The 16440-nt window shown below is 44.6% G+C and carries 12 protein-coding genes; 9 read left to right on the forward strand and 3 right to left on the reverse strand.

Going from position 1 to position 16440, the window contains the following annotated elements; translation table 11 throughout:
• Positions 1 to 51: 51 nt before the first annotated feature.
• Positions 52 to 1800 (reverse strand): DUF885 domain-containing protein, encoded by a 1749-nt coding sequence (locus tag ACQRBN_RS05845; RefSeq protein ID WP_427738042.1) that lies wholly within the window; start codon positions 1798 to 1800, stop codon positions 52 to 54.
• Positions 1801 to 2431: 631 nt separating this feature from the next.
• Here ACQRBN_RS05845 and metG point away from each other — a divergent pair.
• From metG to ACQRBN_RS05860, 3 genes are all read left to right on the forward strand, one after another.
• Positions 2432 to 4375 carry a methionine--tRNA ligase gene (metG, locus tag ACQRBN_RS05850; protein ID WP_427738043.1) on the forward strand — a complete coding sequence of 648 codons (1944 nt, stop codon included), beginning with the start codon at positions 2432 to 2434 and terminating at the stop codon, positions 4373 to 4375.
• A 142-nt stretch (positions 4376 to 4517) separates the two neighbouring features.
• Positions 4518 to 5504 (forward strand): diaminopimelate dehydrogenase, encoded by a 987-nt coding sequence (locus ACQRBN_RS05855; protein WP_427738044.1) that lies wholly within the window; start codon positions 4518 to 4520, stop codon positions 5502 to 5504.
• A gap of 11 nt (positions 5505 to 5515) precedes the next feature.
• Positions 5516 to 6280 carry a TatD family hydrolase gene (locus ACQRBN_RS05860; protein WP_427738066.1) on the forward strand — a complete coding sequence of 255 codons (765 nt, stop codon included), beginning with the start codon at positions 5516 to 5518 and terminating at the stop codon, positions 6278 to 6280.
• Positions 6281 to 6340: 60 nt separating this feature from the next.
• Here the strand turns inward: ACQRBN_RS05860 and ACQRBN_RS05865 are convergent, their stop codons facing one another.
• Positions 6341 to 6559 carry a hypothetical protein gene (locus ACQRBN_RS05865; RefSeq protein ID WP_427738045.1) on the reverse strand — a complete coding sequence of 73 codons (219 nt, stop codon included), beginning with the start codon at positions 6557 to 6559 and terminating at the stop codon, positions 6341 to 6343.
• 336 nt (positions 6560 to 6895) lie between these two features.
• On the opposite strand from ACQRBN_RS05865, the gene ACQRBN_RS05870 reads away from it, so the two are divergent.
• From ACQRBN_RS05870 to ACQRBN_RS05885, 4 genes are all read left to right on the forward strand, one after another.
• Positions 6896 to 7114 carry a helix-turn-helix domain-containing protein gene (locus tag ACQRBN_RS05870; protein WP_427738046.1) on the forward strand — a complete coding sequence of 73 codons (219 nt, stop codon included), beginning with the start codon at positions 6896 to 6898 and terminating at the stop codon, positions 7112 to 7114.
• Between the two features lie 197 nt (positions 7115 to 7311).
• A complete protein-coding gene (gene nrdD, locus ACQRBN_RS05875; RefSeq protein ID WP_427738047.1) occupies positions 7312 to 9501 on the forward strand; it encodes an anaerobic ribonucleoside-triphosphate reductase in 2190 nt (729 codons plus the stop codon).
• Between the two features lie 49 nt (positions 9502 to 9550).
• Entirely contained in the window at positions 9551 to 10036 is a 486-nt protein-coding gene (gene nrdG / locus ACQRBN_RS05880) for an anaerobic ribonucleoside-triphosphate reductase activating protein (protein ID WP_427738048.1), read from the forward strand.
• Positions 10037 to 10351: 315 nt separating this feature from the next.
• Positions 10352 to 11119, forward strand: coding sequence for a NifB/NifX family molybdenum-iron cluster-binding protein (locus ACQRBN_RS05885; protein ID WP_427738049.1), 768 nt, complete (start codon positions 10352 to 10354; stop codon positions 11117 to 11119).
• 284 nt (positions 11120 to 11403) lie between these two features.
• Here the strand turns inward: ACQRBN_RS05885 and ACQRBN_RS05890 are convergent, their stop codons facing one another.
• Entirely contained in the window at positions 11404 to 12909 is a 1506-nt protein-coding gene (locus ACQRBN_RS05890) for a family 43 glycosylhydrolase (protein ID WP_427738050.1), read from the reverse strand.
• Positions 12910 to 13133: 224 nt separating this feature from the next.
• Here ACQRBN_RS05890 and ACQRBN_RS05895 point away from each other — a divergent pair, with 224 nt between their 5' ends.
• Together ACQRBN_RS05895 and ACQRBN_RS05900 are read left to right on the forward strand one after the other, a co-directional pair.
• Positions 13134 to 14174, forward strand: coding sequence for a LacI family DNA-binding transcriptional regulator (locus tag ACQRBN_RS05895; protein WP_427738051.1), 1041 nt, complete (start codon positions 13134 to 13136; stop codon positions 14172 to 14174).
• Between the two features lie 273 nt (positions 14175 to 14447).
• Complete coding sequence (locus ACQRBN_RS05900) at positions 14448 to 16403, forward strand: glycoside hydrolase family 127 protein (protein WP_427738052.1); 1956 nt, start codon at positions 14448 to 14450, stop codon at positions 16401 to 16403.
• Positions 16404 to 16440: the final 37 nt, after the last annotated feature.

The following is a 16440-nucleotide window of genomic DNA, read 5'->3' on the forward strand; positions in this document are numbered from 1 at the left end:
GGGCAAATCCAAAAAGGGACACGGCAAATCGAGTTGGGGACGGGGGAAATTTCAATTTCCCCCGTCCCCAACTAACTGCTCCCGCAAGAGTGTAAACGGTGCAGGTCCCATATCCAGCACTTCTTTATGGAATCTCTCCTGAGTAAATTCTTCCCCCCATTCTTCCATCGCATCTTTCTTCAATTCCAGAAACTCCACGTATCCAATATAATACTTCAGATAATTCGCCGGATCTCCAATGATCAGATCATAGATATCCTCAATCGTATTCGTATCCGTAATGCCATAACTACGGAAGAACGATACCGTATCCACTAATGTCCACCCCTCATAATGAATTCCCATATCCGCAAGCGCATACAGACCAAGGATTACAGAGGTGTTTTTTTGCATAAGTGTCGCCTGTTCCTTCGGAATGGGGGCGTAATAATAACTCATCATCTCACTGTATGTCGCCCACCCTTCTGTATAGCCTCCATAATTCAGAATATTGCGGATCGGATTTGGATTCTGGCTTGCGTAGTAAGTAGTCTGATACAGATGACCGGGATATCCCTCATGTGCCAGCGTCGTGAAAAGCGAGAGGTCATCTGGCAGATGTCCCTGGTTAATGTAGATGACATTATTCGTGGTATTATCAATGGCAGGAATCATATAAAATGCAGGACTTAAGTATTCTTCCATAGATTCCTGGACGTATTTAATCTGCGTGTTGACTTCCGGAGAAGCCGGAAAGTTATTTCCTAATTTTGACTCCAGAGTCGTAAGTATAGAAGCCGGATCGGGATCCTCCAGGATAGCCCCCTGAGTCTTGAACATATCAGAGGAAACGGCGACTTCTTCTGAACTGGTCAATACCTGCTGCATTGCAGTAAGGTCGGATATCATCTGTTGCTGCGTTAACTGTTGAAGTTCCGGAATGGTTCTGGAAGACCCAGTCTCGCTTGCGACGATGAGTTCATAGTATTCCTTCCCGTTTGGGAGATAGCAGAGCCCGTTGTTATTCTTTCCAGTCGTCCGAAGTGAGACCAGGCATTCTTTTAATTCCGCATAAGATGGGAAAATATAATCGGCAATGCACCTGGAGTTCGCCTCTATGTAAGTATTCTTCTCGTCCATGGTCAGATCAAGTGAATTCAGCCGTTCTTCAAAGGAGGAGTAGAGATAATTGTTCTCTCCCATATCGATAAATGCCTGGCATTCTTCGATGATATCATCTGCGGAATAAGAAGCCATGAACAGCCCTTGTTCGGATTTTACCCGTTCAAATTCCATGATGGATTGGAAATATTGGGGCAGTTTGGACAGTAGTTCCAGATAGGTGTCTACGTCCGACCGAGTGTAGAACTGGTATTCCGACAGAAGAACCGGTAGTTGTGCCTGGGTGCCGGTAAGCGGTGCCAATGGTTCTTCATATAGGGCATAAGGTGCTTCTTTTAGTGCCGTAGTCAGAGAATCCTCCAAAATGTCATAGGTAAGACGGTTCTCATCCGACAGATGGCGGCGGTCGAAGGATTGGAGAAGGGCGAGCGCATTTTCGGATGAAGCACAGATGGCATTCGTATCCGTGGTACATGCACCGAAGGTTACAGGAGCATTATCGATCCCATAGGCGGAAGGGTCTTTGAGTGTGTAGTGAAGCGAGATGGTGCTTCCGGCTACCTCCTGACAGAAAAGATTCCTTGTATAATCTTCAAATTGCTGATCTTCATTGGTATTCACCTGTCGGAAGACAATGACCGACAGGAAAAGAATCAGCAGAAAGCAGGAAGCGATAATGGCAGAACGTTTTTTTGACATAGTTGACCTTTAGATTTTTTTATATGTATATGCAGAAAATCCGAATGTCATGCGCTTACCCTTGACAATCCAAGCCTGTCTATGTTACGATTTTTAGCGGAAATGAATGAAAGTGAAACGCGATGACGAAGAGAGTAGGTCTTTCAAGATTCTACAGAGAAGTCCCGAACCGCAGTCTGCAGGTTAAGGTGCTATATGGCAGCGGCAGACAGATATATGAAAAGCGGTTATGCTGAGAGGGATGAATGGAGACTGGCTGAACATGGCTTCTGAGCAGCGCACCGAGCATGAAGCCGGAATGATCACTTTTGGTGATGAATCGGTTGTGTAAGGCTGCGATGGGTTCGCCCGTTATAGCGAGAGAGTGCTAATTGGCACTTGCTAAGGCTTCTGTCCGTGAGGGCAGAGTGAAGTAGAAGTGGTAACACGGTAATTACCCGTCTTCTTATGATAGGAGGCGGGATTTTTTTCTCTATGAAAACACCAGCCATGCGCCAGGGTTCATAGAAACTCGAAAGAGTATACTCATTCGAGCATCCCGTCATACATGCCTTCGGCTGGCGGGCGCTGACCGATAAGGTGTAGTTATATGAGAGCAAATCATCAAAATCAAGAAAAAGGAGAGAGAAGTATGTGTAATAAGTGTGATAAGCCAAAATATTATATGACAACTGCCATTGCCTACACATCCGGTAAGCCGCATATCGGCAATACCTATGAGATTGTCCTGGCAGACGCGATTGCAAGATATAAGAGGAGCCAGGGATACGACGTATTCTTCCAGACCGGAACAGATGAGCATGGTCAGAAGATTGAACTGAAAGCCCAGGAGGCTGGAATTACGCCTAAGGAGTTCGTAGACAACGTTGCCGGCGAGATTCAGAGAATCTGGGATATGATGAATACTTCCTATGACAAATTCATCCGTACAACGGATGCAGATCATGAGAAGCAGGTACAGAAGATCTTTAAGAAATTATATGAACAGGGGGATATTTACAAAGGATCATATGAGGGACTGTACTGTACTCCGTGCGAGTCTTTCTGGACCGAATCCCAGTTAGTAGATGGCAAATGTCCTGATTGTGGACGTGAAGTGAAGCCTGCGAAAGAAGAAGCATATTTCTTCAGAATGAGCAAATATGCAGACCGTCTGATTGAGCATATTAACACCCATCCGGAGTTCATTCAGCCGGTATCCCGTAAGAATGAGATGATGAACAACTTCCTGCTTCCGGGATTACAGGATCTGTGTGTGTCCAGAACTTCATTTACATGGGGAATCCCGGTAGAATTCGATCCAAAGCATGTCACATACGTGTGGCTGGATGCGCTTACTAATTATATCACCGGAATCGGATATGACTGTGACGGCGAGAGCACAGAGCAGTTCAAGAAGAACTGGCCGGCTGACCTGCATTTGATCGGAAAAGACATCATCCGTTTCCATACGATTTACTGGCCGATCTTCCTGATGGCACTGGATCTGCCGCTGCCGAAACAGATCTTCGGACATCCATGGCTTCTGCAGGGTGACGGCAAGATGAGCAAGTCCAAGGGAAATGTACTGTATGCAGATGAACTGGTGGATTTCTTTGGCGTAGATGCAGTACGTTACTTCGTACTTCACGAGATGCCATTTGAAAATGACGGTGTAATCTCTTGGGAACTGATGGTAGAGCGTATGAACTCTGACCTTGCAAATACGCTTGGTAACCTGGTGAACAGAACCATCTCCATGACAAATAAATATTTCGGTGGAGTGGTAACCGATAAAGGTGTTGCAGATACCGATGAAGAGAGGGCAGTGGATGCTGACCTGAAAGCGGTTGTAGAGAAGACACCGAAGACAGTGGATGCGAAGATGGATGATCTGCGTGTGGCTGATGCAATCACAGAGATCTTCAACCTCTTCAAACGCTGTAACAAATACATCGATGAGACGATGCCATGGGCATTGGCAAAAGACGAAGCGAAGAAAGACCGTCTGGAGACAGTGCTTTACAACCTGATCGCAAGCATCAAAGCCGGAGCAAAACTTCTGGAATCCTTCATGCCAGAGACGTCCGAGAGAATATTTGCCCAGTTAGGCGATGGCAAAGTAACTGAAAAGCCGGAGATACTTTTCGCAAGACTGGATATTAATGAAGTCCTGAAAAAAGTAGAAGAACTTCACCCGCCAGTTGCTGAGGAAGAGGCAGCAGATGAAGGTTCTGCTGAGGAAACGGTCATAGATATCGAAGCAAAGCCGGAGATTACTTTCGAAGATTTCGGAAAGATGCAGTTCCAGGTTGGTGAGATTATTGCCTGCGAAGAGGTGAAGAAGTCCAAAAAACTTCTCTGCTCCCAGGTAAAGATCGGCAGCCAGGTAAAACAGATTGTCTCCGGAATCAAGGCACACTATACGGCAGAAGAGATGGTTGGCAAGAAGGTAATGGTGCTTGTTAATCTGAAACCTGCGCGCCTTGCAGGTGTTCTGTCAGAAGGAATGCTTCTGTGTGCGGAAGATGCAGACGGCAATCTGGCACTCATGACACCGGAGAAAGCAATGCCGGCAGGCGCAGAGATCTGTTAAGCTACGCTTTGGGGACGGGGGAAATTGCAATTTCCCCCGTCCCCAATTGAGATAAGGGTGTCCCTTTTTGGATTTGCCCTGTCCCTAATTAAAATAGCCCTGTCCCTAATGGGAGAAGGGGAGAAAAGAGAGGTATATTAATATGGAAAAAATCAGAATTGGTATTGTGGGATATGGAAATATCGGAAGAGGTGTTGAGCGTGCGATCGCTCGTAACGACGACATGGAATTAAAGGCAGTATTCACCAGAAGAGATCCGGCTGCCGTGCAGATTGCGACCGAAGGTGTTGCTGTAAAACACATGGATGATATGATGTCTATGAAGGATGAGATCGACGTTATGGTGCTTTGCGGTGGTTCTGCTACGGATCTTCCGGTTATGGGACCGCAGATTGCTGCGAATTTTAACACGATTGACAGTTTTGATACACATGCAAGAATCCCGGAATATTTTGCAAATGTAGACAAGGCGGCAAAAGAAGGCGGCAACATCGGAATCATCTCCGTAGGCTGGGATCCCGGAATGTTTTCGTTGAACCGTTTGTATGCAGAGTCGATCCTGCCGCAGGGAAGCACTTATACATTCTGGGGCAAAGGTGTCAGCCAAGGACATTCTGACGCTATCCGCCGGGTAGAAGGCGTGAAGAATGGTATTCAGTATACGGTCCCGATTGAAGAAGCGGTAGAACGAGTAAGAAGCGGAAACGAGCCGGAACTTACAACGAGAGAGAAGCATCTGCGTGAATGTTATGTGGTTCCGGAGGAAGGTGCAGATCTTCAGGCGATCGAGACAACGATCAAGACAATGCCGAATTATTTTGACGATTATGATACAACGGTAACATTTATTACAGAAGAAGAATTAAAAGCCAACCACAGCAAGATGCCTCACGGTGGATTCGTAATCCGCAGCGGCGAGACGGGAACAGAAGGAAATAAACATATTATTGAATATTCTTTAAAATTGGATTCCAATCCGGAATTTACGGCGTGTGTATTAGTCTGCTATGCAAGAGCAGCTTATCGCCTGGCTAAGGCAGGAGAAAGCGGGGCAAGAACCGTATTCGATATCGCACCTGCATTACTGTCTCAGAAGAGCCCGGAACAGTTACGTGCGGGGTTATTATAGAGATGAATGAAATGATATTCGATACACACGCGCATTACGACGATAAACAATTTGATGCTGACAGGGAGGAACTTCTGAGTGAACTTCCGAAACTTGGTGTAGGTACGATCGTTAATGTAGGCGCATCTTTTGAAGGATGCAAAAGAGTTATGGAATTAGCGGCAAGATATCCATATGTCTATGCAGCGGTCGGTGTTCATCCGGATGAAGTAGGGGCATTGAATGAAGAGACATTTGCGATGCTTGAAAGTTGGTGCCATGAAGAGAAGGTAGTCGCAGTCGGTGAGATCGGACTTGACTATTACTGGGATGAGGAGCCGCGGGAAGTGCAGAAGGAGTGGTTTGTCAGGCAGTTGGATCTTGCGCGCAGAGTAAACCTTCCGGTTAATATTCACAGCCGTGACGCATCTGAAGATACATTCCAGATTATGGATGAATATGCAAAAGGGCTTGGAGGCATTATTCACTGTTATTCCGGTTCAAAGGAGATGGCAGCAGAATATGTCAAAAGGGGCTTTCATATCGGAGTAGGAGGCGTTGTAACTTTCAAGAATGGAAAGAAACTCAAGCAAGTAGTGGAAGCGATTCCATTGGAGTCAATTGTACTTGAAACGGATTGTCCATATCTTGCACCAGAGCCGTATCGAGGCAAGCGAAATAATTCTTCATATATTCGCTATGTGGCAGATGAGATTGCAAGATTGAAAGGAATTACGTCTGATGAGGTTATAAGACAGACAGAAATCAATGCAAGAAAGGTGTATGGACTGGAATAGTCCATACACCTTTCTTGCATTAAGCGATATGCCGGTACGGAAAAGGTCTTCTTCGCAGGCTCAATCCGGAAGACTGATCTCCGTCACAATCTGTCCCGATTCGTCACAAAGTATGGTGTCGTACGGTGTCTGTAATTGATAATGCAGCATGGTACGGTAAAGTTCCAGTTCAAAATAAGGATTAGGATGTCTGCCGTTTAACTTCTGATGTGATTCGATAATCTCTTTTGCCAGTGTCTCTTCATGAATGGGAAGCAGGCTGTGGACGACAATAGCCATCCTGGTCTCAGTCAGGTCGGGGGAGGACATAATTGTAGAATGGAGTATCTCGTAAGGCTTGTGCTCCTCCCATAAAAAGAGTGCCAGGAGTAGGATCCCGAGAATGGCGGGAAGATATCTTGCTGGTTTGGGACTTTCATGTTTGGAATGTAGCATAGTTTGGATGCACCTCTTTCAATCTGTTTTTTTAGGGAAATGCCTGTGAAGGTATGGGCAGTTGCCTGGTTCCATAATGCAACCATGCACTGTATTTTATTACAGTGTAAGTTAATATATCTATTTTTTCAACAAAAATATGGGTATACTTAACCATAAAGAAATGGCATGGTGTTGAGTATGAGTAAGATTGTGATTGATTTGGAGAGAGTTCTGGCAGAAAAACAAGTCAGTAAGACTCAGTTGTGTTATATCTGCAGGCTGCAGCGTACGCAGTTGAACAATTACTGCAAGAACAAAGTTTCCCGCGTGGATCTGAACACGCTGGCGAAGATCTGTGATTGCCTGAAGTGTGATGTGAGCGATATTTTAAAACTGGAAAATGAAGATGAAGTATAGCAGCCGCTGCACCTGTGGAAGGGAGCGGTTGTTTTCTTTTGGTAGAAATAGAAAGTGTTAAAAAATAATTAATAAAATTTTTCAAACTTTCTCTTCCCTTTCACATGACTTTGGTGTATGATAGTACATGACGCTATATATTGTACAAAAACGCGAGGGAGTATCAATATTTGGTAGGCGGAGGCGAGGAGAGAAAGATGAGTATAGACGTAAGAACGAATGTAATTAAGAGAAATGGAGAAGAGGTAATCTTCGATCTGTCAAAGATTGTGAATGCGATCAAGGCTGCAAACCAGGGAGTAGACAAAATCCATCAGATGAATGAGTATCAGATCATTGCGGTTGCAGATAATATTGCACATAAGGTGCAGGAGACTACCCATGCAGTGCATGTGGAGGATATCCAAGATATGGTTGAGACCGGCATCATGGAGATGCGTGGTTACGAGGTGGCGCAGAAGTATGTGCGTTACCGTTATAAGAGAGAACTGACACGTAAGTCTAACACTACGGACAACGGAATTCTCTCATTGATTGAGAATATTAACGAGGAAGTGAACCAGGAGAATTCCAATAAGAATCCGGTGATCAACTCTACCCAGAGAGACTATATGGCGGGAGAAGTCAGCAAGGATCTGTCCAAGCGTGTGCTGCTTCCTGAAGAGATTGTAACAGCACACGAAGAGGGAATCATTCATTTCCATGATTCAGATTATTTTGCACAGAAGGAGCATAACTGCGATCTGATTAACCTAGAGGATATGTTGCAGAATGGAACGGTAATCAGTGAGACGTTAATCGAGAAGCCGCACAGTTTCTTTACGGCTTGTAACGTAACGACACAGATCGTTGCTCAGGTTGCAAGTAACCAGTATGGCGGACAGTCATTTACATTGGCACACCTGGCACCGTTTGTAGATATCAGCCGTCAGAAGATTCGGGGCAATGTAATTGCAGAGCGTAAGGAATGCGGCGAGAGTCTGGATGAGGAGATTGTATCCAGAGTGACGGAACGCAGACTGAGAGATGAAGTAAAGAGCGGAATCCAGACCATTCAGTATCAGTTGATCACATTAATGACTTGTAATGGACAGGCGCCTTTTGTAACTATGTTCATGTATCTGGATGAGGTAGAAGAAGGACAGTTAAGGGATGACCTTGCAATGATCATTGAAGAGGTTCTGGTACAGAGAATGCAGGGCGTGAAGAATGAAAAAGGCGTATGGATCACACCGGCATTCCCGAAACTGATCTATGTACTGGATGAAGATAACATTACGGAGGATTCCAAGTACTGGTATCTGACACATCTGGCTGCAAAATGTACGGCAAAACGTATGGTGCCGGATTATATTTCCGCAAAGATGATGAGAGAATTGAAGCAGGGAGAGGTCTATCCGTGTATGGGATGCCGTTCATTCCTGACCGTAGAAGATACTCAGATGAAGGAAGATGGACACCACAAGTTCTATGGAAGATTCAATCAGGGTGTAGTGACCATCAACCTAGTAGATGTAGCATGTTCTTCCGAGGGCGATATGGATCGGTTCTGGGAGATCTTGGATGAACGTCTGGAATTGTGCCATCGCGGACTCAGATGCAGACATGAGCGCCTTCTTGGAACGGTTTCTGATGTAGCTCCGATCCTGTGGCAGTATGGTGCGCTGGCACGTCTGAAAAAGGGTGAGAAGATTGATGAACTGTTGTACAATGGCTATTCAACAATTTCTCTTGGATACGCAGGATTGTACGAGATGTGTATGCGTATGCTTGGCAAGTCCCATACTGATCCGGAGGCAAGACCATTCGCGCTTAAGGTTATGCAGAGACTGAATGACAAGTGTAAAGAGTGGAGAGAGGCGGAGAATATCAGTTATTCTGTATATGGAACTCCGATGGAGTCTACCACGTATAAATTCGCAAAATGCTTACAGAAGAGATTCGGAATTATCGAAGGTGTTACGGATAAGAACTATATTACGAACAGTTATCATGTGCATGTGTCAGAGAAGATTGACGCGTTCAAGAAATTAGAGTTCGAATCGGAGTTCCAGAAACTGTCACCTGGCGGTGCGATCAGTTATATTGAAGTGCCGAATATGCAGAATAATATACCGGCAGTATTGTCTGTAATGCAGTTCATTTATAATCATATTATGTATGCGGAATTGAATACAAAGAGTGATTATTGTGAATGTTGTGGATATGACGGAGAGATCCTGATTAAAGAGGATGATTGTGGTAAACTGGTATGGGAATGCCCGAACTGTGGCAACCAGAATCAGGATAAGATGTTTGTAGCCCGCAGAACTTGTGGATATATCGGAACCCAGTTCTGGAATCAGGGACGTACTCAGGAGATCAAGGACAGGGTGCTGCACCTGTAAGAAATATAAGAAAACGATTTGGCAGCAGGCTTTGGCAAAGGAGCAGCCTATGTATTATGGAAATATAAAAGAATGTGATATCGCAGATGGCCCGGGTGTCCGGGTCAGTCTGTTTGTATCGGGATGCAGGCATCACTGTAAAGGGTGCTTTAATTCGGAGACGTGGGATTTCAGGTATGGACAGCCATATACGGAGGAGACGGAAGCGGAGATTATAAGGCTTCTGGCACCGGCATATATCCAGGGGTTCACCTTGCTTGGCGGGGAACCTTTTGAGCCGGAGAATCAAAAGGAACTGGTGGGGCTTCTTCGGAAGATCCGTGATACGTATCCGAATAAGGATATCTGGTGCTATACGGGATATCTGTATGATGTAGATCTGCCGGAGGGGGGAAAGGTTCATACGGAAGTGACGGATGAGATGCTCTCTTATATCAATGTGCTTGTGGATGGAGCCTTCGTGGAGGCACTTAAGGATGTGACGCTGGTATTCCGGGGAAGCAGTAATCAGAGGATTATTGAATTAAGGAAATAAAGAATGAAGATGAGAAAACCTTGGGGGAAACCTGAGGTTTTTTAATATGCCAAAGGCATACCAATAGAAGTAATTGCCGACTTTATGGAGCTTCCCGTGGAAGAGGTAAAGCGCATTGCCGAAACATGTACATAAAATCATAGCGCATAAAATCATATGGAACTATTGTTGACATATGCCAATAATGGGAATATAATGTTTATATTGACATATGCTAATTAAGCCCTGCACTAACAACAGCGGCCACATGGGTTGTATCTATATGTAGTTGTATCTACATGGCACGCTGTTTCGTGGGAATGAAGGAGTCTATCTATGCCAAGAACAGGAAAGAAAAAACGAGTCCAGAAGATACCGCGTAACTGTTGCTTTATCTCTCCGGGAATCAACAAAGAATATGGAATCATCATGAAGGTGGAAGAATATGAGTGCATCCGCCTGATTGATTACATGTCCTATACTCAGGAAGAGTGTGCCAGACAGATGGAGGTCAGCCGTGCAACGGTGCAGATGCTCTATGCAGAGGCAAGAAAAAAACTGGCGAGGTTCCTTGTAGAGGGAATCCGGCTTCAGATTGAAGGCGGCGACTATACGGTTGTAAAAGGCGATGGCATGATTTCGGGCAGAGATAGTGCGGATGCAGGATGTCAACAGGAAGAACAAGGTATGGCAAAGGAGAGGAATAATATGAGAATTGCAGTAACGTATGAGAATGGACAGGTATTTCAGCATTTTGGACACACGGAGCAGTTCAAGGTGTACGATGTTGAGGATGGCAAAGTGGTAAAAAGTGAGATCGTGGATACCAACGGACAGGGTCATGGAGCACTGGCTGGCTTCTTATTCAATGGCAATGTGGACGTTCTGATCTGCGGCGGTATCGGCGGCGGAGCAAGGAATGCGTTGGCAGAGGCAGGTATCAAGTTATTCCCGGGAGCACAGGGAGATGCAGATGCACAGGTAGAGTCCTATCTTGCCGGAACTTTGAATTATGATCCGGATACCGTATGCAGCCATCATGAGCATCATCACGGAGACTGCGGCGGTCATGAGCATGGCGGATGCGGTCATCACTGTGGATAAAGATGGAAGGCATGCATAAATAAAAATAAATCTATAAAAATCTATGAAATCCTCCTATAATATATGCAAGAGTACAGAATGCTTCTTCGTATGTTATAGGAGGATTTTTATGAAAGGGAATAATTGGATCGCTTGACAATCCTTAAAGATTCAGAAAAAAATAAGGCTGAATAAATCAGCCGGGTTATGACAGAGAGGGCAGTCCTGCCGCCGCTCTCCATCAATCAAAGTATAACATATCAGAGATGTAGATGTAAACTGTCCACAGCGGACAAGTATACATGCTAGTTAATTTCTGCCTCTATGACCAGATCTTCTTCCCGTGCGGCGATAGAAGCGCCGGGTACGGAGAAGGACGGCATTCCGTCTGAGCCCCAGAAGACTTTTCCGACATAAGCATTCCTTCCGGCGTCATAAAGTGGCTGGTAATCGCCTTCGCCAAGATAGCGTTCCTCCTGGCGTCCGTGATATATGATCAGGTCTTCGCTGTCATCGGTGGATTTGGTGAAACTGTTGTGTCCGAGTCCGTAGTAGCCGGTTGCAGGGCTGCTCTGGAAGATCGGATAAGGGAGTTTCGTCCAGGAGTCTGCATTCAGGAGATCGGATGACTCATCTGCATACAGAAGTCCTACACAGTATAATGCATCAGTCCCGCTTGCGGAGAAAGTAAGGAAGACCTTGCCGCCGTGCTTGATTACGGCCGGTCCTTCATTGACCGGGAAGCCGTGCAGTTCCCAGTTGTACTCCGGCGTGGTCAGTTTGACAGAAGGCGTACAGATGGTCCATGGGTTGGACAGTCTGGCAATAAAGATATCTGAGATATTGTTGGTCTTCTGCGCCCACAGGAAGTAATCTTCCCCGTTGTGGTGGAAATGTGTATGATCCAGAGAAAAATCGGTGAATGCAATATCACCTTCTATCGTAGTCTTTATCGGTCCCTTTTCTATCCACGCATCTTTCATCGGATCCTGTCCGGTACAGGCAAGGCAGTGTGGACGGATTCTCCAGGAGGATTCATCAGAGATGGTGGTGGTATAGTAGACGAACCATCCTCCCTGGATGTAATGAATCTCCGGTGCCCACAGATGAGGGCTCATTGTGCCATTGTTGATTGGCTTGCGTTCATAGATGATCTTTTCTTCGTATCTGCCGGAATTATCTGTCAGATCTTCCAGGGTATCTGCACATCTGAGAATCAGATAGAGATACTGGTATTTCCCATCCAGATTATGACCGGCATCCGTGTGGGATGCCATGAAGTAATATTTCCCGTCTGTGTGTTTATGGATATAAGGATCAGCACGGTGGCTGATAAGCGGGGCTGCGTAATCAGGTGTCCGGATTTTTCCTGTAGTTCCGTCCCAAGTTACAGGTCTTTCCTCTGTCATTCCGTTAGTGTAAGCCACGGTGATTCGTTCCGGCAGGGAAACGTCCTGGCATTGCATACATTCTGTTCCGGCAGGGACGAATACACGTTCAACAGCAGCCATATATACTGGTTCTGGTGCCCCATATCTGGATTGGAGATTCTTTAGAGTGGATATGGATATTTCGCTTCCGCTGGTATCATGACATTGGAGTTCTGGCGTAAGAGGCAGATCCTCCTGTGGAAGAAGAATAGAATTCCCTCCATTTAAAGCAAACCAATCTAAACGATTGTAACTATATTCAAGATAATAGCAATTGTCACTTGGGAGTTCCCAGGTTACGGTGTGGGAACGGATATACGCAATGCTTTTTGGACATAAAAAATCAGCCATAGGAAGCTGGCGCATTAATTTTGATTCCATAGTAACTCCTCTGGCATTTATTATTTAGAAATTTAAAGAGCGATTTCATCGTAACATACAATTACAATAATGGCAAGATAAATGTTAACAAAATATTCGTAAGATGTTAACAGCAAGATGTTGACAAGAGGGAAAAAGATATCTTAAGATTAGTATTAGTTGTTATGTTAGAAGTTATAGGAAGAAACAGCGTTTTTTCAGTGATAAAAATGTGTGGAGGGCATATGGCTACAATAAAAGAGATTGCCAGAGAATGCAATGTCTCCGTTGCAACGGTGTCGAATATCTTGAATCATAAGCCGGGAGCAAGTGATGAGACTAGAAAGATGGTAATGAAGAAGATCAAGGAATTGAATTATACGCCGAATTCGATCGCGAGGAATCTGAAGACTAAGAATTCGAGGAGTATTGGGGTCATAGTAGAGGATATGACCATATTCAGTATTCCGGATATTGTCGATGGGATTACAGAACACTGTGAAGAGAATAGTTATCAGATCCTTCTGATTAATCTGCGTTTATTTAAGAAATATCAGGATACTTACTATCACAGAGATGATTATTATGGTATGGTAAGGGATGAGATATGGAAGCTGATTGCGAAGCAAGTGGAAGGAATTATCTACGTGGCAGCCCATGAGAGAACTCTTCGGTGTATTCCGGAAGATCTGCCGATTCCGGCAGTGATGGCATATGGATATACGGAGAGCCGGAAGGTTCCGTCGGTTGTGGTGAATGATGAGGATGGAGCATATCAGATTACCAGGCATGTGATTGAGAAGGGGCATAAGAAGATTGGCGTGATAACAGGCAAGAGTGACAGTCCCCATGCACAGGAGCGACTTGTGGGATACCAGCGGGCGATGTATGAGAATGGACTTCTCTATAACCCATCGGTCATATGCACCGGGGATTGGACCAGAATCAGCGGGTATGAATGCACGGATCGGCTTCTTGAGCAGCAGGTAACGGCTATCTTCTGTATGAATGACCTGATGGCAGGCGGTGTCTATGATAGGTTAGAAGAATTGGAACTTAAGCCTGGTGAAGACATATCGGTAGTTGGATATGATAACAGAGAATTATCTGGCTATTATAAGCCGCCGCTTTCAACCATTATGCTTCCTCTTCATGATATCGGATATGAGGCGAGCGAGATTATCTTAGAGATGCTTAAGGGAGATTACGCGGAGAATAAGGACGCCATCCATAGGGTAAATTGCTATCCGCTGATACGAAAATCGGTCAAAAAAATAGAAAATTAAAAGAAAATCAGCACTTTAGGATCATAAAAAAGGTCCCAAAGTGCTGATTTTTCGTTGGTTTTGTGAAAGTTGCACAATATTAAACGTTTAATTTATACTTGCAATTGTGCAAGTAAAGTGTTATAACAGAATTAAAGAAAGAAAAAGCCAAAATAAGGCAAAAACAAGGCAGAAAATAAAAATATTTTAGAAAGGGAAAAGCATTTTATTTAGGAAAAAGAGCGCGAAAAAGATTAAACGATTAACAAAAAATGAGTGGTAAGGAATAAGATTATGATAAAACAACCATTAAAAACAGTCCCATTACGTCATATCAACATTCATGATAAATTCTGGGACCAATATATTCGATTGGTGAAAGAGGTGTTGATACCTTATCAGTGGGATATATTGAATGACCGCTTAGACGGGGTCGAAACAAGCCATTGCATACAGAATTTTAAGATAGCAGCCGGAGAGGCTTCCGGGAATTTTGAAGGTGCGGTATTTCAGGATACGGATGTGGCAAAATGGCTTGAAGCCGTTTCATATGTACTTGGAACATCTTTTGATCAGGATTTAGAGCGCCTTGCTGATGAAACGATTAATCTAATCGGAAGAGCGCAATGCGAGGATGGATATATTAACACCTACTTTACGATCAATGATCCGTCGCTTCGCTGGACGAATCTAAAAGAAGGTCATGAATTATATACGGCAGGTCATATGATTGAGGCAGCAGTTGCTTATTATGAGGCGACTGGCAAGAAAGAATTTCTTGAAATTATGGAGAGATTTGCAGATCTGATTTGTCAGGTATTTGGACCGGAAGAGGGCAAATGCCATGGATATCCGGGGCATCAGGAGATTGAACTTGCATTAATCCGTCTGTATCATGCAACTGGTAAGAGAAAGTATGTAGAACTTGCGAAATATTTTATAGATCGGCGTGGGGTAGGAGACAATTATTTTCTTCAGGAAGAAAAGAGATCGGAGTACAAACAGATATTCCCAGAGTTCGCAGAATATGATACGAAATATTCTCAGTCCCATCTTCCGGTGAGAGAGCAGACAACGGCAGAGGGGCATGCGGTGCGAGCGGTGTATATGTATTGCGCGATGGCAGATCTGGCACAACTTTATGAAGATGAAGAGTTGTTGAGTGCCTGCAAGACATTATGGGATGACATGGTAAAACGCCGTATGTACATTACGGGAAGTATAGGAGCGTCAGGGATTTTGGAGCGTTTTACTACGGATTATGATCTTCCGAATAATTGTAACTATTCTGAGACGTGTGCATCGATTGGGCTTGCGCTTTTTGGCAAGCGTATGGCTCAGATTACAAAGGATGCCTCATATATAGATGTAGTTGAACGGGCACTTTATAATACGGTGCTGTCCGGAATCGCCATGGATGGAAAGAGTTTCTTCTATGTGAATCCGCTGGAAGTATGGCCGGATAATTGTATGGAACGTACGTCAAAAGAACACGTGAAAGCGGTAAGGCAGACTTGGTTTGGCGTGGCGTGCTGTCCGCCGAATATTGCAAGAACACTGGCATCCATGGGACAGTATATGTATTTTACGGATGAAGATACGTTGTATGTGAATCTTTATATTACGAATACTGCCTCTGTAGAAGTATCCGGTGGGCAGGTTAAAGTTGAAGTGGGAAGTGACCTGACGAATTCCGGACATGTTGTGATTAATGTGACAAAAGATGCGAGTGCAGATAGTTATCATCTGGCACTGAGAATTCCGGATTATGTAAAAGAATACAAGATTCTGGGAGACAGCGGAGAGATAAGCGGCTGTAGAATGGAAAAAGGTTATCTCTATATTGATAATCTGCAAGAGGAAGAGACAAAGTTTGTGATTGATTTTGAAGTTCCGGCGCGGTTTGTGAGAGCGAATCCGAAAGTAAGAGAGGATGCAGGAAAGATTGCGCTTGTGAAAGGTCCGCTTGTATATTGCCTGGAAGAAGTTGATAACGGAGAGAATCTCCCTGCTATATTCGTAGATGCAAACCAGGAACTGGAAGAGAGATTCGAGGAAGATTTGCTTGGAGGCATTACAACTATTACACTTACGGGAAAACGCCTCACGGATGAGGAGTGGCAGGACGATGCGCTTTACGGAGAACGCAAAAACTGTTTCCAGGAGGTAGAATTAAAGGCAGTGCCTTATCATCGGTGGAACAACCGGGGAGAGGGCGAGATGCTGGTATGGATGAAGGAATTATTGTAAAACAAAACCATACTGCGATATAAGGAATCTTACAGGG

The organism is Bariatricus sp. SGI.154 (assembly GCF_050313795.1).
GTDB lineage: Bacteria > Bacillota > Clostridia > Lachnospirales > Lachnospiraceae > CAMBRQ01.